Origin of the sequence: Maribellus mangrovi (assembly GCF_037646455.1) — a bacterium.
GTDB lineage: Bacteria > Bacteroidota > Bacteroidia > Bacteroidales > Prolixibacteraceae > Draconibacterium > Draconibacterium mangrovi_A.
Genome location: NZ_JBBIXN010000006.1, coordinates 123354 through 149220, shown reverse-complemented (window position 1 = coordinate 149220; position 25867 = coordinate 123354). Strand labels below are relative to the sequence as shown.

General features: G+C 42.6%; 14 protein-coding genes. 12 read left to right on the top strand and 2 right to left on the bottom strand.

Annotated elements, in window-relative coordinates:
• Nucleotides 1-1185: a glycoside hydrolase family 88/105 protein gene (locus WFY05_RS19780; protein WP_340114661.1), complete on the bottom strand. Its 1185-nt coding sequence runs from the start codon at nt 1183-1185 to the stop codon at nt 1-3.
• A gap of 4 nt (nt 1186-1189) precedes the next feature.
• Nucleotides 1190-4330, bottom strand: a complete 3141-nt coding sequence (locus WFY05_RS19775; protein ID WP_340114660.1) for a hypothetical protein — start codon at nt 4328-4330, stop codon at nt 1190-1192.
• Nucleotides 4331-4638: 308 nt separating this feature from the next.
• On the opposite strand from WFY05_RS19775, the gene WFY05_RS19770 reads away from it, so the two are divergent.
• The 12 genes from WFY05_RS19770 (at nt 4639) to WFY05_RS19715 (ending at nt 25866) form a co-directional block, all read left to right on the top strand.
• Entirely contained in the window at nt 4639-5634 is a 996-nt protein-coding gene (locus WFY05_RS19770) for a LacI family DNA-binding transcriptional regulator (RefSeq protein WP_340114659.1), read from the top strand.
• Between the two features lie 170 nt (nt 5635-5804).
• A complete protein-coding gene (locus tag WFY05_RS19765) occupies nt 5805-10610 on the top strand; it encodes a cadherin-like beta sandwich domain-containing protein (protein WP_340114657.1) in 4806 nt (1601 codons plus the stop codon).
• A gap of 269 nt (nt 10611-10879) precedes the next feature.
• The gene (locus WFY05_RS19760) at nt 10880-12028 is read left to right on the top strand and encodes an iron-containing alcohol dehydrogenase (RefSeq protein ID WP_340114656.1); all 1149 of its coding nucleotides are present in this window, start codon (nt 10880-10882) and stop codon (nt 12026-12028) included.
• Entirely contained in the window at nt 12028-12942 is a 915-nt protein-coding gene (locus WFY05_RS19755) for a dihydrodipicolinate synthase family protein (RefSeq protein ID WP_340114655.1), read from the top strand. Before WFY05_RS19760 ends, WFY05_RS19755 begins: the two co-directional genes overlap by 1 nt.
• A gap of 11 nt (nt 12943-12953) precedes the next feature.
• Nucleotides 12954-13988 carry a 4-hydroxythreonine-4-phosphate dehydrogenase PdxA gene (pdxA, locus tag WFY05_RS19750; RefSeq protein ID WP_340114654.1) on the top strand — a complete coding sequence of 345 codons (1035 nt, stop codon included), beginning with the start codon at nt 12954-12956 and terminating at the stop codon, nt 13986-13988.
• Nucleotides 13989-14001: 13 nt separating this feature from the next.
• Nucleotides 14002-15183 (top strand): four-carbon acid sugar kinase family protein, encoded by a 1182-nt coding sequence (locus WFY05_RS19745; RefSeq protein ID WP_340114653.1) that lies wholly within the window; start codon nt 14002-14004, stop codon nt 15181-15183.
• Nucleotides 15183-16742 (top strand): sodium:solute symporter family protein, encoded by a 1560-nt coding sequence (locus tag WFY05_RS19740; protein ID WP_340114652.1) that lies wholly within the window; start codon nt 15183-15185, stop codon nt 16740-16742. Before WFY05_RS19745 ends, WFY05_RS19740 begins: the two co-directional genes overlap by 1 nt.
• A gap of 58 nt (nt 16743-16800) precedes the next feature.
• A complete protein-coding gene (locus tag WFY05_RS19735) occupies nt 16801-17811 on the top strand; it encodes a T9SS type A sorting domain-containing protein (protein ID WP_340114651.1) in 1011 nt (336 codons plus the stop codon).
• A 9-nt stretch (nt 17812-17820) separates the two neighbouring features.
• Nucleotides 17821-18861: a T9SS type A sorting domain-containing protein gene (locus WFY05_RS19730; RefSeq protein ID WP_340114650.1), complete on the top strand. Its 1041-nt coding sequence runs from the start codon at nt 17821-17823 to the stop codon at nt 18859-18861.
• A gap of 62 nt (nt 18862-18923) precedes the next feature.
• Nucleotides 18924-22154, top strand: a complete 3231-nt coding sequence (locus WFY05_RS19725; RefSeq protein WP_340114649.1) for a SusC/RagA family TonB-linked outer membrane protein — start codon at nt 18924-18926, stop codon at nt 22152-22154.
• Nucleotides 22155-22198: 44 nt separating this feature from the next.
• Nucleotides 22199-24043, top strand: a complete 1845-nt coding sequence (locus tag WFY05_RS19720) for a RagB/SusD family nutrient uptake outer membrane protein (RefSeq protein WP_340114648.1) — start codon at nt 22199-22201, stop codon at nt 24041-24043.
• A 29-nt stretch (nt 24044-24072) separates the two neighbouring features.
• Nucleotides 24073-25866 (top strand): T9SS type A sorting domain-containing protein, encoded by a 1794-nt coding sequence (locus WFY05_RS19715; RefSeq protein WP_340114647.1) that lies wholly within the window; start codon nt 24073-24075, stop codon nt 25864-25866.
• The last annotated feature ends 1 nt before the right edge of the window (nt 25867 follow it).

Genomic DNA, 25867 nt, shown 5'->3' with positions numbered 1-25867 from the left:
TTATCGGTCGAGTTCAATGGCTGCCATAATAAAAGGGGCGATGCCTTTGCAATCGTTTTTAACAATTTTTTCGCTGATGTAATATTCGTATGAACCATCTCTGTACGGATCTCCGCCAAGGCCACAGCTTCCGCAAATATTTACCATGCTGGGAAATCCGTCTTTGTCGGTGATGATAAAAGTTTTTACCATATCGTCGAAAGCACTGTTGGCTACATTCAGGTACGACTCATCCAAATAGCCTTTCTTGGCCCCTTTGGCAAAGGCGTAAATATACATGGCAGTTCCCGAACCTTCCGGGTAGTTTCCTTCAGCGCCGGCCCGGTCGAGTACCTGGTACCAAACACCGGTTTCCGGATCTCTGACTTTAAGCAAGGCATCGCATGTATTTTGCAGGATTTCAATGATCACCGGTCTTTTTGGATGATCTTCAGGGAGGTAGTCCAGCACATCAACAATAGCCATAACATACCACCCCATGGCGCGGCTCCAAAAGTGTGGCGATTGCCCGGTTTCCGGGTCACTCCAACGCTGATCCCGGCTTTCGTCCCAGGCATGATACAACAAGCCGGTTTCCGGATCGAGTGTTTTTTCGTGAACCAAAATGATCTGGTGTGCAACCACATCGAACCACTGTGGCTGGTTAAAATCTGCCGCATAATGTGCCAGAAAAGGAGAGCCCATGTACAATCCGTCGAGCCACATTTGCCACGGGTAACGCTTTTTATGCCAGTATCCGCCGGTCTTGGTTTTGGGGTGCTTCTCCATTTGCTCGATAAACTGGGGAAGCGCTTTCTTATATTTTTCTTCTCCGGTGCGCTCATAAAGCGTGAGCAAATTATTGGCAGGCCGGATCAGATCGATGTTGTAGTTGTCCATCGAATATCGTTCAATATTCCCATTTTCGTCTACCAACATATCGATAGTAGTTTTGAGGTAGTTCGAATATTTGGGATCGATCTTGCCCAGTTTGTCGATGGCGGCTCCTAAAAAGTAAACATCATAAGACCAGCCTGCACGGGTTCGCCCGTTATAAAAGGCTAGTGTATCGTATCGTTGCATTACGGCATCCGCCATTTTGATGCTCCATTTTTCGGATTCCTGCTCAGGTTTCTTTGTCGGTGAACAGGAAAATAGAAGTGCAAAAGCGGTAATCGGTAATATCAATCTGGTGAAGATTTTCATATTGTTATTCGTTTTTTGTTGTTGAAATGATCTTGGCCGGTTCGAGCAAGCCAAAAGGAATGTGGTAATATTTATCGGTCCAGATGGGGATATCAGCTCCTGATTTTCGTAAATCATACCAGTTTTTATTCCCTCTTCCATCGGGGAAACCGCCGGCTCCTGTAAAACTGTTTGGCCCAACTCTGGTTAGTTCTCCACCTTTATGATGGTGCGGTCCTAGCAGGTTTCGCAAAGAATTTACCACAACTAAGCTGACTTTATTTTCGCCTTTCGTGAGGTATTTTGTGATGTCGGTTTTATACGGCGACCAAACAAGCGTATCAACTGTTTGATCGTTGATTTTTACTACCGTTGCAATGGCTTCACAATTGGGCATTTCCAGGCAGTATTCTTTTTCGGGATCAATTGTACCGAGATCAAAAGTTTGTGAAAGCTCAAAAGCGCCCGCATAAAAAGGGTAGCCACTTTCAGTCAGTTCGCCTTCGAAACTTGTTTTTTCTTTGGTCATTAAATAGGAGGAATAGGCATAAACGGGTCTTTCTACGAAGTTCTTTGTTTCATTGCGTTGCGTATCATATTTTGTACCGGCATTCTTTCCCATAACAGCAAAATCTCCTGTAAGATAAATGCTTTCAATTTCAGTACCGTAGCGTGATTTCGGATCGGCGCTCAGTGGATTAGGAGCGTTAAATTCAAGTGTGAACTGTATTATATTTATACCCTGTTTAATCCATTTCGAAATGTTCGTTTTACGGAAAGTACGATCGATGAAAAATCCCTGGTCGGTAAATTCAATAAACTGACCATTAATGTTCATACTCCAAAATACATCAGGTTGTTCAAGCACAAGATTACAGTTTTTGGGCACGTTAACAACATCAAATGTGTAATCGAGTACGAGTGACCCGGAATAGTTTTGATCGGCCAATCGGTTAAAAATACCGATAACGGGTTCCGCCTGGCTAAATGTTTTTCCATCGGTAGAATAGCGTGCAAAATCAAGCGTGATGGCATTTGGCGACAAACGCTTACCCTCCCAGCTGTTTTTCAAAGTAAGCACTTCTTTGGCAGAAACAGGAAGTTGGTAGTTGCCACTTATCCTTGCTTCTTCACTTAAACTTCCGGCGGTGATCCAAAAATTAGACGAGGCCGCTAACTCCAGGTTATAAACGTTGTTCTCATCAGCTTTTAAAGCATAGCATTTTATTTTTGAAGGATCCCATAAAACCACATTTTTAGTAAGTATATCACTGCTCAATTGAAAGCTAATGCTTTGGGTATGCGATGTGTTAGCGACTTGAATCAGCGTGCCGTTTTTTACTGCACGGGTTTGTATCCAAATCTTTTCGGCGCCTTTTCCGCTAACGCTTACTTGTGGTTCCAGGTTTTGTTTTAGTACTTCACCCGCTTTATCATCAGGTAAATTAATCACTGTATTCTTTAAATCTTCCAGTTGACCGCCATCCTGTTTCCCATCGATATATTCCGGGAATCGGCCGGTATTAAAAACCATGCCTCCATTGGCTTGAAGTTTATGTATCAGGTCCAGTGTGCTTTGCCGGATCGAAATCATATCCGGCAGCAAAATGTGCCCGTAGCTCATTTCGCCAATCACTAGTTTATTGCCATTCACAAATGCAGTATCAGACATAATTTGTTCGTCACCAACGTCGTAATCGTAATGGTTGGCCTGCAGCATTTCCAAAACCTCAAGCATACCTGGCGTAAATATTTCATCATTCTCACCGCGAATAAATTCGCTTTCGAGCGGACTGATCACAAGCAGTTGCGGCTGATATTTACCCACCGATCCTGCATAGGCAATACGTCCGAGGTAATCTTCTATTTTTTTATTGTATTTCCAATAAGGTTGCTGGTAAGAGAATGTTGGTGGATAATCTCGCTTCCGATGGCCTTTCATGCTGTACAATGTAAGGTGCGGACAAAAATGATTGACACCTAAAATACTGTGCCATCCGGCCAGCCATTTCCGATCTTCGAAATTCATATTCTGACCGCTGATGCCAAACAACTCACTTAATCTTTTTTGTTTCCCAAATTGGTTGGCCACACTGCTCAGGTTACGCGCGGTAATAATTTTATTATCGATCGACAGTCCGAGCATGTCCATACCGGGTTGTTGCATGGTACGATAGTGCAGCATAGTATTTGCTGCCCTGTCGCGCACTTTTTGTAATACGTCTTCGGCTAAATAATGCCCGGTATAATCAAAGCCGTTTGCTCCGCAAAAATCGCTCAACTGCCTGGTGTAGCTTTCCTCAAAAAGAAGGGCTTTGGCCCGGTAATACTGCATGCGTACTTCACGCCACTTGCCCTTTTCTTCGAACAATTGCGGCAAGGAATCCCGCAAACTGTACCCGTACAATTCCTCGAACTTCTTTTCCAGCCAGGGCGAGTAGGAGAGTGTTCCATGGTTGGGTGTATTCTTGTCGAAATAGCGGGCATGAACATGTGGCTCATCAGAAAAAATAGCCGGTGTATAGCTGGTGATCTGCGATCCGTATTTTTCGATGTATGGTTTGTACGAAACATCGATAAAAGCCTGAACGGCCTCAGGGTTGAACAGATCGACATAACAGGTTCCGTTAAAAATATCGTAGCCGAATTGCGCAGTATACAATATATAATTGTATAAACTGTCGCTGGCAATTATTTCGGCACCGACCGGCAACTTGGTCGACTTATCGAGTTTTGCCAGGCATTTGGCCCGGTAATCCTTACTCATTCGCGGAATAATTCCTCCGGCGTAACCACTTGGCCATTTGTCTTCGTCGTAAAACATACAACGCAATCCAACTTCGTTTGCTGCATCAACAGCCGCCTGCATCACTTTCCACCAGTCCTCGCCCAGGAATTCGGTGATCAATCCTGAACGACTGTGCAGGTAAAATCCACCAAAACCGGCATCCTTAAATTCCCGTATCTGTCGGGTTATCTCTTCCTCGGTTAACGAATCATTAATGGAATAAAAAGGGTGAGAGCGAAATTCGTTGGGTGGATCAACAAAATAGGAATAGTCTAATGTATCCAGCTTTGTTCGATCTGAAGGCTGTTCTGTCACCTGGCAGCTCATCGTCAGCAGAACGAGTAAAATCAGCATATAATTTATTACGGTTTGCCTCATTTTAAATTGGATTATTAGATCTTCAAAATTACGAAGATTTTTGACAATGTAAACGTTACCACATTCTTTCTTTAAAAATGAAAGGTAAACGAAAAGTATTTTAGTTTAGTTTTCTTAATCTTTAATTTTTTGAAAAACATGTATGTATGATGCAAGTTATTATTATTCAGGTGTTTGTTTGAGAAAGAAATGTGTGCGCACACGGAATGTAAAAATAAAATAATGTTAAAGGTTTTTATTTTTAAATGAAAACGTTTACATTAGCTGAACTAAATTTTATCGGTAAAACTAAATTAAAACTTTGTCTTATGGCCAGTATGGATGATGTAGCAAAACGAGCCGGGGTTTCTATTGCCACGGTTTCGCGCGTACTCAATAATAACGGCAAAGTTAACGAAGCTACCCGCGCACGTATCCTTAAAGCAATCAAAGAATTAAAATATCAACCCAGTCGTGTAGCAAAACGATTGCGTTCGAAAAGTATTTCGAGCAACCTGCTTGGAGTACTTATCCCCGATATTCAGAATCCGTTTTATGTTGAGGTTCTCGAAGGAATTGAGGAAATTGCCTACCAAAACAATTATGCACTCATCATGTGCAATTTTGGGCAGGACGAGAAAAAGGAAAAACTCTACCTGGAAATTCTTCAGTCGGAAGCCATTGACGGATTGATTGCGGCACCTGCCAGCGAAGAAGATGTTCAGCTTAAAAAGATGGTGAAAGACGGGTTGCCGGTGGTTTGTGTCGATCGCGGCCTTTCGGAAATCGATGTGGACGTAGTGTTGATCGATAATGAAGCCGGAGCCTACAATGCCGTTGATTTTCTGGCAAAATCGGGCTATAAACGAATTGCACACATTACCGGTTTATTGTCTATTCCCTCGAGTGTTTTACGGGAGAAAGGCTACAAACGGGCCTTGCAGGACAATGGATTACCTATAATTGATGAATTGATAAAATATGGTGATTCGAAACTTCCGAGCGGAGTTCAGCTTTGTGAAGAATTGCTTGCTCTGCCTGAACCACCCGATGCCATTTTTACCGGAAATAACCTGATTACCCTGGGAGCGCTTGAAGTGATTCATAAAAAGAATTTGAAGATACCCGATGAAATAGCCATCCTGGGTTTTGATGATATGTTCTGGGCAAGTTCACTAAATCCTCCATTAACAGCGGTACGTCAGCCGGCGCGCGAAATTGGAAGACGGGCAGGGGAGTTGTTGATCCAACGGATCAATGAGCCCGAACGCTCAAGTATTCAGATGATATTAAATGCCGAGTTAATGAAACGTAGCTCAGCGTAAATGCGTAATAGAACAAACTGGATTTTATATCCTTAAAAATGTAAACGTTACCATTTATAAGGTAACAAGCATTGCTTAAGAAACTGTAATTTAGAATGATAAAAGAATAAAACGTAAACAGACAACAAATCACATTATTAACAATAATTGTCAAACTAAAAATTATACCTATGAGAAATTCTACTTTTAAGATTCTTATGATGGCTTGCATGGTTTTTATTGCAGGCTTTGCAAATGGTCAGGTTAAACTAGAGAACAGGTCCCAGATAGGACAAACCTATGTGAGAAGTCTTGAGACTCAGCAAGCTGTTTTAGACATTAGCTTTAATACTGATCAGGCGACAAGTACATGGACACAGGTGAATGATTCAACCGTTGAATTTTCCTGGGGAAAAGCACAGAACAGTAAAGGATTTGCAGTAACTGTTTGGGATGGAGAAGGTAATTCCTTAAATCCTAACGATGACTTCAAAGTAAGATCCGGAAGATGGCGGAATAATGAAAATCCAAACCATGTTGCCAGTGTGGATTCTTTACAGGCTCTTCTGGCCAAGTGGGAAGAAGTATACGCCGGAACAGCAGATTCTGCTAAAAATACACTTAATAATCATTCAGCTTGTCTTTTCGATGTAGGAGGAGATCCTGCTAATCAGGCTTATGGTGTACATCCGGGTATTTACAAAAAGTTGGAACATGAATTTGTTTTCTCCTTTAAGAATCTGGTATTAAAGTCAGATTTACAGTTTACAATTGATACCTACGATGAGGGAAATACCGGTGCAACCGCTACTTATGATTTGCGTGTTAAATTTGGTTCGGTTGATGAGACCAAAACCAGTTACTACACTACTGGTAGCGGGTTGAAAACGGTTAATCTTGCAGAAGCATTCGGAATGGATTTATCTGATCTTAATGGGCAGAGTGAAGTTCATGTTTATTTAAGTACAAATGGAACTGGTACAGCGATAGCGGAGGGATCTTATGATCCAACCATAATTGTTGATGATTTCACGGTTACTTTTGCAGCGCCGGTTTGGGTTGAACCTAATATGGGCCTCGACGGAGGTAATTACAGTAATGAAGCGTTCCCTTTTATGGCTTACATTGGGGAAGAGACAATGGTTAAAATGCCTTTGAAAATGAAAGGCCGCGTAGCTCCAATAAAAATTACCGACAACTTGTATAAGAATGGTTCAGGCGATAAATTCAACAAAATGCTGACCTTCCTCGATACTTTGGCAGTAATGGCAAACGACGGTAATGGAAACTATACTGTAGAGGTTCCTTATACATTTACACCGGCTACTCTTGATCCGGGAACAATGGAGTGGACCAATCAAAGTATCGAAATTGCAGCTCCCGATTCAGCTGTTGATACTGACCTGATGTTCTATTTTAAAGTTTTAGGTGAAGAAGTTCCGTACTACTCAAATATGGAGATTGACGCAGGTGTTCGAATTTTCTACCAGGCCCATGTTTATGGTATGGAAGCTCCACAAGAATGGAATATCAGTACCGATGACTTTAACGGACTTGGAGAACTGACTTCCGATACTACTGTAAATGGATTTACCATTTATGCCGCTGATGATAAAAAAGTAACCATTGATGATAACAATAAATCGGTTGGTGGAATGGATTTCACCTATCGTTTGAAACTGGGAGGTTCCGGTCGGTTTGTTGACGGAATGCCTGATGCAAGGGTATTGGCTTTTGATGTAAAAGGAAATACCACGATTACAATTGCAGGTATGTCTTCAAACAGCAGCAGCGACAGACTTCTGTATATTGCTGCAGGTTCCGAAGAGAACGTAATCGATTCATTCCCGGCATTGGGAACTCCTATTACAATGAAAGACTTTAGTTATGTTGGAGAGGCAACAACTATTTATATGTGGTCACCTAGCAGTGGAGTAAACATCTATTATTTAAAAGCTGCTCCGATGACTCCTAAAAAAGTGGCATATATAACTGCTGATAAAGAATTGGATGCCAGTGCGGCTGCATCTGATGATGATCCAATCATTCGTATGTTAAAAGCCGATCCTAATTTCTTTGTTGATGTGAAGGTTGTAGCAGATGATGCAACTGTTGACCTGGAAGGTTACGATGTGGTGGTTGCTCAGGAAGGTTTTGGATCCAGCTCTGATATTTTCAAGCCCGGAGGTTCTCTTGGTTTGGAAAATATTGAAGTTCCGTTCATTTATAATAAAGCTTATGCTTTGAGAGATGGAAAAGCTGTTACATCGGCAGGTGCCGCAACCAGTGAAGTAGCCGGACAGTTGTACCTGGAAGTTCCGGATTCAAGTCAAATGAGTGAGCTTTTCTCGGGTATCACTTTCGATGGCGATTCAGTTATGATCTTTAAAACCGGAGCAACAGACGACGGAGTTGCAGGTGAAAAAGCTTTCTCTTATACTACCGATCTTGAAATGTCGGATGCTGCAACATTATTGGGTCAGCCAAAAGGTGCTGCAGGTAATGTTTCTATCTGTTTCAACGATATACCGGCAGGAACCGTTCTTGGAACCGAAGATACTTTGCAGGCTAGAATGATTCATATAAGTGAAAACTATGGTGCAATTTGTAAAGATGGTGGTGATAATTTAACTGCCGAAGGAATCACAATTTGGCGTAACGCCTTATATATGGCTGCCGGACTGGAAGTACCTACAACGCTCTTAGAAGATGTTGCCACACTTGATACGCTTTATGCCTCAGAAGGAGAATTGAGCCCGATGTTTGATGCAGAAAAAACTGCTTACAGCTTAGTTCTGCCAAAAGGCACTTCAAGTGTTGAATTCATGGCAATGGCTACATCTGAAATGGCTATGGTGACAGTTCCTGAAGCGGTTTCTTTATCTGATGGTATGAACACTGAGGTTTCTGTTGAGGTGATGAGCCCGCTTGGAACCAAAACGATGACATACACTATTTACATTCATGTTCAGTCGGAAAAAGAGATATTATACCTTTCTGCATCAGGTGGAATTTATGCTGATGCCAAAGCTTTTGATACCAATGTTTATGATGGACTTGTAGATGCTGGTTACTCAGTAACATTTGCGCCCAAAGGTGCTATATTTGAATGGACACCTGACGGAATTATGCCATTTGATTATTCACCCTATGTAGGTATGGTAATAGGAGGTGGTGAAAGTTCATCAAATGTTAATGACTATGCTAAGCGTAATTATCCAATTCCTTGTGTATCAATGCAAAATGATGGACCTAAGAGTAATAAGTGGGGATGGGTTAACGATAAGAATGCCGAGCAGCATGCAAAAACAAAAACTTACGATGCTGTAACCGCTCAGATGAAAGTAACCAATAATTCACACTATATCACTGAAATTTATGATGTAGATGAAGTTATAACATGGACATCGGGAACAGCAGAATCTGAAGACTTCCTGGGTAAGGAAATAAAATCATACGATCTTACTGACAGTGTTCCTGATGCAATCCCATTGGTTACTATACCAGCTGATGGTACTTTGTTAACTACCATGTGGGCAGTTCCTGCAGGATCATCAGTACGTTCTATGAATGGCGATTACGATACTTACGAAAGGGTAACAACTGCAAGTAATGTCGTTTTACTGTACTTGTTCAACGATGGTTTATTATATGCTACCGAGAGCTTTGATACACTTTTGGTTAGGTCTCTTCAATGGGTATTGGGAGAAGATACAAATGCCAAACTGGAGTCACTTACTGCTTCTGAAGGAGATATAGTACAATCGTTCGATCCTGATAAAACAGAATATCAATTGAATCTTCCGATGGGTACTTCTGCTGTTAGTCTGACTGCTGTTCCGCAAGTTTCTGGCGCAATGGTTACTGTTCCTGAAGAATTAACATTGTCGGATGGTATGACAGAAATGCTAACTGTTAAAGTCGTTAGTTCAGGCAAGTCTGATTCAATGATGTACAACGTTATGGTACATGTTCAAACAGACGAAGAGATCCTCTATGTTTCTTCTTCAAGTGGAGTATATAATGACACTAAAGCATTCGATACGAATGTTTACGATGCTTTGGTTGATGCAGGCTATTCAGTGACTTTTGCTAAGAAGAATGAATTGTTCGAGTGGAGTCCTGAAGGAATTATGGCTTACGATTACAGCCCGTACATGGGAATGGTAATATCTGCAGGAGCAGGGTCTGATAATACAAAGGACTATGCAAAACGTAATTACCCGATTCCTTGTGTAACAATGCAGCCTGACGGACCGCGTAGTAATAAATTTGGTTGGGTAGAAAACGATAAAATGTACGTAACCAAAGTATACGATGAGCATACTGCACAGATGGTTGTTTTGAATAACCAACATTACATCACACAAAACTTTAATGTAGGTGATTCTATCATGTGGAGTTCCGGAACCGCTACATCTGAAGACTTCCTGGGTAAAGAAGTTAAGTCGTACGACCTGTCAGAAGACGTGACTACAGCGATCCCGCTGGCAACAATTCCTGCCGATGGTAACACGCTTACTACAATGTGGGCTATTCCGAAAGGAAGCACCATGCGTTCGTTGAACGGAGAGTATGATAATTACGAAACTGTAAACAATCCTGAAAGAGTTGTATTTATGAGCTTATTTAATGATGGTTTGCTGTATGCCACTGCCGGATTCGACACCATGCTGGTTCGCTCATTGGAGTGGGTATTAGGTGCCGGAGGTACTGTTGATGTACCGGATGTTGCATTTGAAAATGATGTAGTGCTTTATCCGAACCCGGCACAGGATCATGCCAGAATTAGGTTCAGCGTTGAAAGAACGCAGGAAGTAAGCCTGTCATTATACAATATGGTAGGACAGAAAATAGAGATCAGCTCACCACAGGTATTAACCGAAGGTGTTCACGAAATCGCTATTCCTGCTAACAGACTTAATGACGGAATGTATATTTACCTGTTGCAGGTAGGTTCTGAGGCCTTTAAAGGAAAACTTAATATTGTGAGGTAATTACTAATTGCCAGAATACAAAGGTGGGGCAAAATGCTCCACCTTTTTTTTAACCTTTTTTCTGGTTTTAAGGTATGAAGCGGCTTTGGAAGTGTTTGCCTGAAGAATTGATGATAATATGGAAAAACGTTTACACCCATTTTAATTTTTTAAAGATTAAATACTTTGTTAACAGTGCGAATAAATAATGTAATCGTTTACATTATTTTGCACTTTTTTTTCTATTTTTACACTTTAAATTGTAAAACTAATTTGTTCGAACTCTACTTATGGGCAGTATCACAGTGATATCTAATCCATCCAGGCTGGTTTTTGGATCCAAAAGCTTGTCAACTTTCGTTTCTGATGTGAAGGAATCCGGACTTCAGCGTTTGTATGTGCTAACGGTTTCTGAAATTATGTCTCAGCTTGAATCCGCGATTAACCATATAAAGGAAAATGGTTGTGAGGTTTCGGTGAATACCGAAATCCGCCAGGAGCCTTCGTTCGACGATTATAAAAAACTGCTTTCGGAAGTCGATGAATTCAAACCCGATGGTGTTGTCGGAATTGGAGGAGGCAGTGTGCTCGATACTGCAAAACTTCTTGCGGCAACAACCGGAAGTGAGGTATCGGTTCAGGAATTTTTAGCCGGTAAAGAACAACTAAAGCGAAATACAAAACTGATTTGTTTGCCCACAACTTCGGGCACCGGAAGTGAGGTTTCGCCCAATGCCATATTTTTCGATCCTGAAACAGCAGGAAAAGTTGGTGTGATCGATCCACAGCTTGTTCCTGATGCAACATACATCGATCCGGAACTAACATTGAGTGTGCCGCCGGCAGTTACCGCTTCAACCGGACTCGATGCCCTGACGCATTGCATTGAAGCTTACGCGAATCGCTTTGCAAATCCGATTAACGACCTGCTGGCCCTTGAAGGAATTAAGCTAATCGGGCAAAATCTGAGACAGGCTTTTGTTGACGGGAATGATATTACGGCACGTGAAAAGGTAGCGCTGGGAAGCATGTATGGAGGTATGTGTCTGGGGCCGGTAAATACTGGTGCAGTGCATGCACTGGCATATCCGCTTGGCAGTACCTACAAAATTGCACACGGTGTTTCAAATGCCATGCTGTTGCCTTTTGTGTTGGAATACAACCTGGAAGCAGCCGTCGAAAAATATGCCAATGTGGCTAAGGCTTTAGACGTTGAAGACAAAGGAGATGATAAAAAAACAGCTTTGGCCGGAATCGAGCTGATACGGGATATGATCAGCGAATTCAAAATTCCCGGTCGATTGACTGATTTGAATATAGGAGAAAACGAAATAGAAGAGATGGCAAATTCAGCAATAAAAATTCAGCGTCTGCTAAAGAATAATGTACGCGAAGTAAAATTGCAGGATGCCATTGATATTTACAGGAAAGCAATGTGATGAAGAGTGATTTGAAGAAATATGAAGGGGTGATAGTGCCGATGGTAACACCGGTCAACGATAACTATTCCATCGATAAAAATGGAGTTAAGAATATTATTCATTCATTTATCGATGCCGGCGTTTTGCCATTTGTTTTGGGAACAACCGGAGAAGTGGCATCACTTTCAACCGATCAAAAAACAGCGTTGGTGAAAGAAGCGGTAAATGTAGTTGACGGCAGAGTTCCTTTACTGGCCGGTTTAGCCGGGAATTCGATGTTGCAAACCATCGACGAAGCAAAACGATATGCCGATTTGGGAGTTGATGCACTGGTGGCTTTGATTCCGAATTATTACCCCATTGAAGATAAACATGCCCTGAACTGGTTTGGTAAACTGGCTGACAATGTTTCGCTGCCGATGTTCTTGTACAACATTCCGGCAACAACGCATCATTCAATTTCGCTCGATGTGATTGAAAAACTAAGCCATCATCCGAGCATCGTTGGTATTAAGGATTCGGAAAACAATCAGGCACGCCTGGAGGAATCGCTGGAACGCTGGAGTTCACGAAACGACTTTCTCTTTTTAGTGGGCTGGGCAGCCATGTCGTCGTTTGGATTAAAACGGGGAGCAAACGGAATCGTTCCCAGTGTGGCCAACCTGATTCCCGAACTGTATTCATCCTTATTCAAAGCGGCGCAAAACAAAGATTTTGATGAAGCGGAAAGATTGCAGGAGTTAACCAACAAGATCTCGGCATATAACCAAAAAGGCCGAACCATAAGCGGTGCAATTCCTGCACTTAAAGCCTTGATGTCGTTAAAAGGATTGTGTGGTACGCAGGTGATGCCACCCATGTTGCAAATGGAGCCTGAAGAATTGAAGGCTTACCTGGGAGAGATGGAAAATAAGATACTGAACCTGGCTTAACAGGAATAAATATGAAGAGTACTAAACCGATTTTAGCAATTACCATGGGAGATCCGGCCGGAATAGGGCCGGAGATTGCCGTTAAAACATTTGAAGGATCAGAACTTCATAAGGTTTGTCGGCCCATTTTGGTGGGTAATGCTGCTATAATGGAGAAAGCACTTACTTTTTCGGAGAAAAACTTAAAAGTCAGAACGATTTCCGATGTGAAAGAAGCCCGCTTCGAAACGGGTGTTATGGAGGTACTGGATATTGGAATGCCGCTGGATGAAACGATCGAATTTGGCGAGATTTCGGCTGTGGCCGGAAACCTGGCTTTTCATTCAGTGATTATAGCAATCGAACTGGCTAAAAACGGCGAGGTTGACGGAACGGTTACCAATCCGATTCATAAAAAAGCGATTAACGAAGCTGGTCATCATTTTTCGGGACATACCGAGATTTATGCCGAATATACAAATACCCCAAAGTATGCTATGCTGTTGGCCGATGATGCCATCAAGGTAATTCATGTAAGTACACATGTTTCGTTACGAAAAGCTTGTGATCTGGTTAAGAAGGAGCGTGTGCTGGAAGTGATAGGGATAATGAACGATGGCCTTAAACGACTGGGAATCGAAAAGCCACGGATCGGAGTGGCAGGACTGAATCCGCATGCCGGCGACGAAGGTTTGTTTGGTGATGAGGAAATTAACGAAATAGCTCCGGCTGTAAAAGAAGCCCAAAACAATGGTTTGGATGTAACAGGACCGGTACCTCCCGACACATTGTTTGCGCTGGCCAGCGGAGGTCGTTTCGACGGGTGTGTTGCCATGTACCACGACCAGGGACATATTCCTTTTAAACTAGCCGGTTTTCACTGGGATCAGGAAAAGGGAAAAATGAAAAGCGTAAATGGGGTGAACATCACGCTGGGATTGCCGATCATCCGTACTTCGGTTGATCACGGAACAGCTTTCGAAATTGCAGGCAAGGGAATTGCGAGCCCCGATGCACTGATGAACGCCGTTGAATATGCTGTAAAACTGACCAAAAACAGACAATAAATTGAAGAAGGAAATGATAGCAGTAATTGCTGATGATTTTACAGGAGCCGCCGAGATTGGAGGAGTGGGATTAAAGTATGGGCTCGATGTGGTCATCGAAACAAAGTTTGAAGAAAATGTTTCGGTCGACCTTTGGATTATTGCTGCCGATACCCGGTCGTTGCCGGAACATGAAGCTTCAGAAGAAATAAAGAAAATAGCCACACAACTTCAGGCAAAAAATCCCAAATATATTTTTAAAAAACTCGATTCCGTACTTCGCGGAAACATTGCGGCCGAGATCGATGCTCAACTTGAGGCGCTGGGAAAAAAGCGAGCAATAATTATTGCCGGAAATCCATCCTTTGGTCGAACCATTGAAAATGGCTTGTACAAAGTAAATGCGGTGCCGCTCGAAAAAACTTCATTTTCAGAAGATCCCGATTTTCCAGTTCAGTCATCAAATGTTCTGAACATTGTAAAGTCGGTCGGTTCATCGATTTATTCGTTGCCTGTAGATACCAAAATTCCTGATTCGGGCATAATTATTGGTGACGTGAAAGACCAGGACGAAATGGAATATTGGGCTGCATATATCGATGAAGATACAATGGCTGCAGGAGGTGCCGGATTTTTTGACGTGCTGCTGGGCAATAAGCACCAGGAAAAACCAAGTGAATGCCGCGAATGCCTGAAACTGGGTGATAAAACCCTATTTATTTTTGGCAGTAAATTCCCGAAAAGTCACAAACTTCCCATGGGATTGAAAGAGGAAGAAATTGTGAGGTTAAACATGCCGAATGAAATATACGACAAGAAGGATTTTCAGCCCGAATTTATACAGATATGGGCAGGACAGGTTGTGGCCGAATTGGAAGCAGGGAAAAAGGTGATCATTACCATCGAACAGGATTATAGTGTCGAAATGAACCTTTCAGCCCGAATTCGAAAAAATATTGCAGAGTTGGTGAAAATCGTTTCAGAAACCACGGAATTAACCGACCTGTTGATCGAAGGTGGTGCTACAACATCAGAAATACTTCGGTCGCTCGATATCGTTAAACTGTTTCCGTCTAAATTGTTGCATCCCGGGATCATTCAGCTCAAACCCGGAAAATATCCGGAGCTGACCATAACAACAAAACCCGGAAGTTACCCCTGGCCCGATAATGTTATTTTAAACGGAACCGATAAAGAAAAACTTGAAAAACTATAATGAACAATACATCCATACATATTGTCGACTGGATAATAATTCTTGCCACTTTTATTCTCACCATCGGTGTTGGATTGTTTTTTTCGAAGCGGCAAAAAGATACCGGTAATTATTTTAAAGCCGGTGGTAAAATTCCTTCGTGGGCAATTGGGATGTCGATTTTAGCCACACTGATCAGCAGTGTCACCTTTCTGGCTTATCCGGGCGAAGGTTATTCTTCCAACTGGATTCGGTTGGTACAGGGATTAATGGTGCCATTGGTACTGGTTTTTATTGTCGGAATTATTGTTCCCTTGTTCCGTAAGGTAATTCGTTTGAGTGCCTACGAGTATTTCGAACGGAGATTTGGATTTCTTGCCCGCTTGTACGCCTCGCTGGGTTTTGTACTGAACCATTTTGCAAAAATGGGTACGGTTTTTTATCTTATTGCATTGGCTTTAAATGGGATGACAGGAATCAGTACCGTGTATATTATACTGATAATCGGTGTAATTGTGGTTATAATTACCATGATTGGAGGTATTGAGGCCGTTATTTGGCTCGATGTGATCCAGGGATTTTTACTTATTGCCGGTGGTTTAATCTCACTGGGAATATTATTATTTTCAGTTGATGGTGGCCCATCGGCAATATGGAATGTAGCTATGGAAAATGGGCGTATCGGATTTGGACCTTTCGATTTTGAATTTGTCCGGCTTACTTTCTGGGTAATGGCACTAAATGGAATTTTCTATGCCATCCAGAAATACGGAACCGATCAAACCATTATTCAGCGCTACCTCACTGCAAAAACCGATAAAGAAGCCGTAAAAGCTTCATTGATTGGTGTGCTGCTGAGCGTTCCGGTTTGGGCCTTGTTTATGTTTATAGGAACAGCCTTGTTTAGCTATTATAAAATTATGGGTGGTTTGCCCTCCGATGTATTGGCCGATCAGGTATTTCCTCATTTTATTATGACGAAACTACCGGTTGGAGTGGTGGGATTGATTTTGTCGGCGCTGATCGCGGCAGCATTTTCGAGCCTCGATTCGGATTTAAATTGTCTGTCGGCTATTTGCCTCGAAGATTATTACCTGAGATGGAAACCCAATACTCCGGAAGAGAAACAAATGGTATTAAGTCGTGTGTTTACCATGCTTGCAGGTATTGGCGCCATTGGAGTGGCTTTGTTTTATGTGGCTGCAGGTGGCGAAGGTGTACTGGGAATAATTTTCACCTTGTACGCCATATTCTCGGGAGGTATTGCAGGCATGTTCCTCTTGGGTATTTTTAGTAAACGTGCAGGTAAAAAGGGAGTTTATGCAGGAATAGTGGCAAGTGTTCTCTTTACACTTTATGCACTGTTATCGTCAACGCCAATTGGAATCGGCGACAATAAAGTTTTATTGCTCGATCTGGGCAGCCTGAATTTTACCCAACATAAATACATGATTGGAGTATATAGTCACCTTGTTCTGATTGTTGTTGGATTGCTGGCGAGTGCTTTACTCAAGGATAAACCTGCCGATGAAAGCCTAACCTATTATGGATGGCTAAAATTAAAACGACAAAATAAATGAACTGAATAAAGAAAATTGCGTAAACTGAAATTCCAATACTAATTAAAAAATGAATACTATGAAAGAAAAGATTTTTACCTTAATTATTGCTTTAATCGCTGGATTTGGCTTTACTGCCAATGCACAACTTAATATCGGAACAGGCGTCCCATGGGGGTCACTGGGAGCGGCAGAGCCTTTAGTACTTAACGAAGACTTCACGGGATTTGAGTTCTTTCACTCTGACTCGACCACTGACATGGGAAACAGTAACAATACTTTTGATACCGATGGTGTCACTATTATTTATGGTTACAAAAACGACAGCGTTGAGGTTCCGATTCTTGGTTCTGAATCAGGAAAAATAACCTATGTTTTTGATCAGTGTGCTTTTGCTCCGGATTGGGAAACTGCTTGGGCCTTTAAAGACGGAGGCGGACAAACTCCGAATGTATCAAACGGATTTGTTGAAGTTAGCCGTGACTATGGTTCTAATCCTCCAACAGTGAGAGGCTCATTTAAAGTTGATTTACGTGAGCTTGATTTTGTTGAAGTCATTCAATGGACACATTCAAGTTGTGGCGGAAACAAACGTGGTGTAATGCTTGAGTTTTCGCTTGACGATGGAGCAACATGGGACACGCTTCGGTATCAACCCGGAAACGCCTGGGGCGATAGCTTTACAAAAGATCCTTTTACGCTTGATAAAACTCCAAATGGTTACCGTTGCGATCCATCAGCATATGGTATGACCTGGGAGGACGGTGTATATGCCGAGAATGTAATGTTACGCTTTGGTGAAGCAGGTGGACAGGTGCCTCGCATACACGACCTGAAAGTTTATGGAACTTACACCCCTCCAACTTCGGCCAAAGTGATCGATAAAGAAGATATAAAAGTATATAGTTTTAATCGCGAGATAAGGATTTCAGAGCCTGCTGATGTTGCCGTTTACACCATTACCGGTAACCTTATTAAAAAAGCAGTAAATACTAACACCGTTCAAATGCAGGAGGTTCCAAGCGGAATTTACATAGTAAACGCTATCAACGACGGTAGAACAGTAGTGAAGAAAGTAATGATACAATAGGGAATTAACATGAAGAAAAAGATATTTACATTTATTCTAAGTATGATGGGAGTGTTCAGCATGTCTTATGGGCAGCTGAACACCTCATCAGGTGTCATTTGGGGAACGCTTGGTGCCAGTGAACCGCTGGTGCTAAACGAGGATTTTTCGGGATTTGAATTTTTTCATACCGACGATAATCCTGACCAGGGCAACAGCGAAAATATGTTAGACAATGATGGTACAACCATCATTTATGGGTATAAAAATGATACAGTGGAGGTACCGATCCTTGGTTCAACCTCAGGTAAAATAACCTATACATTTTACCAGGCAGCTTTTGCACCTGAATGGGCAACCGCTTATGGTTACGTAGATGCACTGGCAGCTGAAGACCTTGAAAATTCGGAGAACTACAACTCAACAAATGTTTCAAACGGATTTGTTGAGCTTAGCCGTTTTGATACTATTTATTCAACCATTCCTACAGCTCGAGGCTATTTGACGGTTGATCTGCGTGAACTCGATTTTGTAGAAGTTATTCAGTGGTCGCATTCAAGTACCGGTGGAAATAAGCGCGGTGTGATGTGCGAGTTTTCACTCGACGATGGTGCATCGTGGGATACTTTGCGTTATCAGCCGGGCAATAGTTGGGCCTTAAGCTTTACAAAAGATCCTTATACTCTGGAAAAAACTTCGAACGGATACCGTTGCGATCCTTCGGCTCACGGAATGACTTGGGAAGACGGTGTTTACGCGGAGAATGTAATGCTACGTTTTCGCGAAGCAGGTGGTCAGACACCACGAATCCACGACCTGAAAGTTTACGGAACTTATATCCAAACAGCTGCCAATATCATTGAAAAAGATGGATTAAGAATTTATGCAGCACATAAAATCATTCACATTTCGGAACAGGCAAGAGTAGCCGTTTATAACATTTCCGGAGCAAAAGTACGCGAAGCCAATTATACCAGTAGCGTTTCGATGAGTGATATGCCAGGTGGTATTTACCTGGTAAAAGCGCAAACCGACAGATCAGTCAGAACAACAAAAGTGATCATTCACTAAATCAGTGTAAAATTGCTGAACATCAAACGATAGAACCAATAAACATGATAAATCTATAGGCAATGAATAAAAACAGAATTAATCAAATCAGGAATCTTAGTTCAGGATCAATTCCAAAACGGATCATTGTCCTGATCGCATTTATATTACAGTTGTTTACTGTGCCTGCTGTGTTTGCTCAAAACGAGATTAACGTCAACGGTAAAATAACCGACGAAGCCGGTGAGCCGATGATTGGTGTTAATATCGTCATCAAAAATACGGTGAAGGGAACGGTTAGCGACATTGACGGAAACTACACCTTAACGGTAGCACCTACCGATACGCTGCAGGTTTCGTTTATTGGTTTCATTCAGCAATTTGTACCGGTAAAAGGTCGAACTAATATCGATGTTGTTTTGGTAGAGTCGACAACCGACCTCGACGAAGTGGTGGTAGTGGGCTATGGCGAAGTAAAAAGAGCCAACCTGCTGGGATCGATATCCAGTATTTCGGCGGATGAGATCGAGGATATTCCCGCTGTTAGTATGACCAACCTACTGGAAGGTCGAATGGCAGGGGTATCGGTTTCGCCGGCACAACCAACCGGTAACCCGGGTGCTGCTACCAGGGTTACCATTCGCACCGAGACTACTTTTGGCAACTCGGGAGAGGGAGCCAAAGATCCATCGCCACTTTATATTGTTGATGGATTCGAGGTTTCGCAGGAAGAGTTCGATATTCTTGATCCTTCAGAGATTGAAAGCTATTCGGTGTTGAAAGATGCTTCGGCTTCGGTTTACGGGAGTAAAGGGGCCAACGGTGTAATTCTTGTAAAGACCAAACGCGGACGAGAAGGAAAACTCCGTGTTAGTTATTCAGGTAGTGTTGGTATCAGCGATGCAACCACACAAACCGAAATGCTGAGTGCTTACGATCATGCAAGAATGATAAACGCGCGTTACGCCGATGATACTACGGCACAAATTTCTTCAGCAGAATTACAGGAAATGAAAAACCAGAACTTCCGCTGGCTGGATGAAGCGTGGCAACAATCAATGGTTACGCGTCATACGGTTAATATTTCAGGAGGTAGTGCAAAAGTGAAATATTTTGCCGGTGGTACTTACATGTATACCGAAGGAAACTTTCCTGAAATGGGGGTTGGTAAATATTCTTACCGTCTTGGACTGGATGCCAATATCACTGATCAGTTAAAAGCTTCAGCTACGGTTTCAATCGATAGCCGCGATTTTAAACGCCCTTACATTTCCGGAGTTGGTAACAACACCCTCGAGGATTTATTCCAGCAGTTGCTGCAAGCACCTAAATGGACTCCTGCCTACATCGATGGTTATCCGGTAGCAAACAACCTCGACTTTAACCCATTGTATCTGTTCGAAACCAACAGTTATAAGCAATCGGTAGATAAAGGACATACACTTAACCTGAGCCTGTCGTACGACATTAAGCAAGTGAAAGGACTTAGAGCCTCGGTATCTTTTAGCCGGAGAGAAGGTCACGGATACAACAAAGACTATTTGGTTCCTTATGAGCTTTATCAGTTTAAGCCACGCGGAAACGGTTACAAATACATCTTAAGTAACGAAATTGAGGAAATTGTTACAATACAAAATAACAACCGTATTTCGGAATCATATGGATACAACGAGAATTACCAGTTCAACGCAAGTTTAAATTATGCACGTACTTTCGGTAAACACGATGTATCGGCGTTCCTTACCTACGAGCAGTCGGAAGGAAAGTCAAACGATTTTAGAGCAATTGGCGAGAACATTGAAGTTTACGGACTGGAAAATCAGAATGCATTTCAAACCAAAACCACCAGTGGAGGCAACTACGAAAGTGGTGATCTTGGAGCTGTTTTCCGTTTGAATTATTCATACGCCAGCAAGTATCTTTTCGAATCGGCCATGCGCTACGAAACCACAACCAGGTTTGCTCCCGGACAACGCGAAGGTTTGTTCCCTTCGGGCTCAGTAGGTTGGGTAATTTCTGAAGAAAACTTTATGAAAGACAATGTTGATGCCATTAACTTTCTTAAGTTGAGGTTCTCTATGGGATTAACCGGATATGCTTCAGTATCGCCATACGAATATGAACTTCAGTATTCGGTTAAACAAAGCGACGATCGTTACCTCTTTGGTGGTGATACGCCGGTTGGTGGAATCGGAATTGGAGGAAAAACCGATGTGGTTAGTTCAGGTGTTAGCTGGGAAAAATCCCTGATGCATAACCTCGGTATTGATATGAAATTTTTCAACAGTAAACTTGGTGTTTCACTCGATGGCTACTATACCTATCAATACGATATTTTAGACAAAAGAACGGTTGAGTTCCCTGAAACAGGTGGACTTGGTCAGTTACCCGGAGAAAATCTTGGACGACTGGAAGCCTGGGGATATGACATGTCGATCAATTATCGCGGAAGAATTACAGACGATATCTACTACGACATAACAGGTATTTTCAATTACGGTACCAACCGCATTATCGAACGTCCTACCGAGTACATTCCTGAAGATTTCAGGTACCCGATCGGACAAAGTACTATAGCAGCTGGACGTGAAGAGGGATTTATTACTCACGGAATCATCCGTACTCAGCAACAAATGGAGGAGTTGAACGCACAATGGCAGGCTCTTTGGGGGCATGATTATCAGATTGAAGGACGACCGGTAGATCTGGGAGCAATGATTTTTGAAGATATTGGCCGCCCAGGAAACACAGCGGCCGGCGAACCCCGCACGGTTTTCGAACCCGACGGTGTGATTAACGAATACGATAAAAAATATGTGGAACGTGTTGGTGATAAATTTACCTGGAAACACATGTTGCCTACCAGTATTAATATTGGCGGAGGCTGGAAAGATCTGAAAATTACAACATTGTGGACTATGGAATACGGTATTCGTAACCAGGTAGTTGATAAACTGGCACGAACAGTGCCAACCACAAGCGAAAGTTCACCCGAGTTCTGGAGTGATTTTTGGACGCCTGAAAATCCGAATGCAGCTTATCCAAGCCCGTATTATGCAAGTTCAGATCAGTGGGTATCTACTTTCTGGATGAAAGATGTTTACCAGTTGAGGCTGAGAACCTTGAATGTTTCATACAGCATTCCGAAAGACTTATCGCTTAAATGGGGTATACCTGAGTTGAGGGTATATTTTGTGGGAACAAATTTATGGTCGCCAATTCAAACTTTCGACTATAAAGAAGACGCTATTGCAAGGTATAACACCTATCCGTTACTGAAGACTTTTAGTTTTGGATTAAGCTTTAAAATATAGAAAGTAAAGGGAAAGTAATTGAATAACTTTTAAAAAGAAAAGAGATGAACATCAATATAAAACAAACAAGAACACTTCCTTTAGCTTTGATTATATTAATGGCAGTGCTAATGTTACCGTCGTGCAAGGATGTGCTGGATAAAAGTGATTTGAACGCACTTACCGATAAAATCTGGGACGATGAAGATCAGGCTACTTTATACATTAACAATTTGTATAACGATAATATGCCAAAATCGTATTTTGGGACCAACAGTCAGTTATCCGACGAAACCTATTCTTCCGATCTGCAATACGCCGACCTCCTGTATGGATTTAAAACTCCAAGCGATATCAATGCGGTAACTGTGTTACACAAGGATAAATATGAGCTGATCAGGAGAATTAATATTGCGCTTGAAGGACTGGATGAATCGGCACTTAGTGATGAACAGATTGCTCCGTTACGCGGACAAGCTTTGTTTTTCAGGGCATGGCGTTACTGGGAAATGGTGCAGCTATACGGCGGAGTACCAATGGTTATGACCGTTCAGGATCCTTATTCAGAAGACTTAAATGTTCCGCGAAGCAAAACTTCCGAATCGATCGACATGATCGTAGCCGATTTGGATGAGGCCATCGATTTGTTACCGGTTGATTATATTCTGGATGCCGATAAAGGACGGATTACAAGTGGTGCTGCTGCTGCTTTTAAAGGTCGCATTTTGTTGAATTGGGCCAGCCCGTTGTTTAATCGTAATAATGATGAGGCGCGGTGGCAAAGAGCCTACGATGCTAATCAACAGGCCATCGATCTTTTAGCTCAAATGAATATGCCCCGCGATCTGCATCCCGATTTCGCCACCATATTTACCACTGATGTAACTACAAATCCTGAAGCGATTATTTACAAACGTTTTAGCCTGGGAGCCGGTACATCCTATACCATTGGCTGGGAAAACAGTGTTCGTCCCCCGTCAGGAGGCGGAAACGGAGGTTATAGCCCTACCTGGCAGCTGGTTCAGGCTTTCCCGATGGCTAACGGTAAATTAACCAACGAAGAAGGTTCAGGCTACGATCCTACCTACTTCTGGCAAAACCGCGATCCGAGACTCTATGCCACCGTTGCTTACAATGGCGACCAGTGGGAAATGAGCGGACGCGATGAGGTAAATGTATGGACCTTCAGGAACAGTAAAGAACTGAACCGTGTTCCGAGTTCGGGATTCTACAACAAAAAAGCTTCTGATGCCACTGTTGCACGCGAAGACATCAATCAAACCAGTACGGCATGGATTGAATTGCGTTACGCTGAAGTGTTGCTTAACTTTGCCGAATGTGCCAACGAACTGGGTGAAACCGGTGAAGCACTCGAGCAAATTAGAGCGATCCGGGCCCGCGCCGGTATCGAAGACGGCGGCGGTACTTATGGTATTGAAAATTCGGTATCAAAAGAAAAGCTTCGTCAGATTATTATGGTTGAACGCCAGGTGGAGTTTGCCTTCGAGAACAAACGATACTGGGATCTTCGTCGTCGGTTGATGTTCAGAGAGGATTTGGGTGAATACGTAACAAAACTCAACGGAACGCAGCGCGGTGGATTTACCTACCGGGCGAAAGGTATCTGGGGACGCGAAATAACCGACCAGTCGTCGCCTTACTATGGCCAGTTGAATATCGACCAGGCTTTGGCTGAAGGCGATCTTGACTTGAATGACACGGAAAGTTCTGATGAGTATTTTACCAAATCAGATAAAAACCTCGATATCTATCTCGGACAAAGTGCCGAAATTGATTATCTCGAGCTTTACGATTTCTTTGCTGTTCCTTCATCGATGATCGAGAAAAGTCCGGCAGTGGAACAAACCGCCGGTTGGATAAATGGTACGTTTGATCCTCTGGCAGAATAAAACAGGAATAATAGAAGAACAAATTAGCTATGATTCGATTAAGCAAAATTTTATTTGCAATTTTTGGAGTGTCTGTTGCATTGTTTACCAGCGGACAACAACTGGCATTTCCCGGAGCTGAAGGATATGGGCGTTTTGCAAGCGGTGGACGTGGTAACGGAGAAACCGGACGAGTGGTTGAAGTAACCAACCTGGAGGACGATCTCGAAAATCCGCCCGAAGGCAGTTTGCGCTGGGCATTTTCACAGGCTACCGAAAAACGAATCGATCCGATATTAGGAATTGAATACACTGTTAAATTGCCGCTAACCATTGTGTTTCGAGTCGGTGGCGTTATAAACCTGATAGGTGAATTGCGTGTTCAACGCGACAGAATGACCATTGCCGGTCAGACCGCACCCGGAAACGGTATTTGTATCCGCGGTGCAACCGTTAATTTTTCGGGATCGAACAATGTTATTGTAAGGTACATTCGATTTCGTCCGGGCGATGAACTGGGTGAAGAAACATCTGCCTTCCGCATAGAAAATGGCAGTAATTTTATCATCGACCACTGTTCAATGAGTTGGGCGATTGAAGAAACCACGCACTTTTCGAGTAATTCCAACACTACGGTTCAGTGGTGTATAATCAGCGAATCGTTGTTCAATTCAATACATAAAAAAGGAGAGCGTGGTTATGCCACACAATGGGGAGGACAATATGCCAGCTACCATCATAATTTGCTGGCACACCACAATTCAAGGATGCCTCGCATTAACGGATCGAACAAAAACGACATCAATGCCTTGGTGGATTACCGCAACAACGTAAACTACAACTGGAGTAGCACCGGAGCTTTTTATGGTGGCGAATTTGAAGGAACCGACGGGAATGGATTTTGCCACACCAACGTGGTGAATAACTATTTTATTCCCGGACCGGCTACTTCTTCAAACGTAATTTTTGCACGGCCGTCGTATAACCGAAGCGGAGTGCAGGTTGATGGTTACGGCCAGTGGTATTTCAACGGAAATGTTATGGAAGGCTACGAAGCTATGACCAACGATAACTGGTTGGGTGTTGACGGTGGTAATATTCCGGGTGGCAAAGAAAATATTCGTAGCGAAGAAGAATTTGTGAAAAGTGATGGTGCACTCGAGGATTACGATGCATATACACAATCTGCTGAAGAGGCATTATCAGATGTTTTGGCCGAAGCAGGAGCAACCTTGCCCAAACGCGATACAATCGATCGACGTATTATTACCGAAGCACAAGGAATGATAGAAATTGTCCGGTATGAGCATATTTCAGATGATGATCAGGTGACTCCAAAAAAAGGAGTTGAATCAGGGATTATCGATACACAGCAGAACCTGGTTCCCGAAGACAAACAGGACTCGGTTACAGCTTGGGATGTGTACACGAAATCAACCGAAGCGCCTGTTGATGCCGATCACGATGGAATACCTGATGAGTGGGAGATGGATAACGGACTCGATCCGAATGACATTACCGACGGAAGATTAATTGCTGAAAATGGATACAGTAATCTTGAAAATTACCTGAATGGTCTTACGCTTACCGTTGCTGTTGATGACATCAGGTCGGACTCACATTTTAGAATTTACCCGAATCCGGCTGATCATACGCTCTATTTCCAAACGGCCGATAAACTGGCACAGGTTTCATTGTTCGATCTGAACGGAAGGAAATTAATATCAAGCGAGAATAAAGAGGGAGTGACTTCGCTTTCAATTCAAACTTTGCCAAACGGCATTTATATGCTTCAGGCTATTGGTATAAAAAGAACATACAGCCAAAAAGTCTTCAAAAAATAAC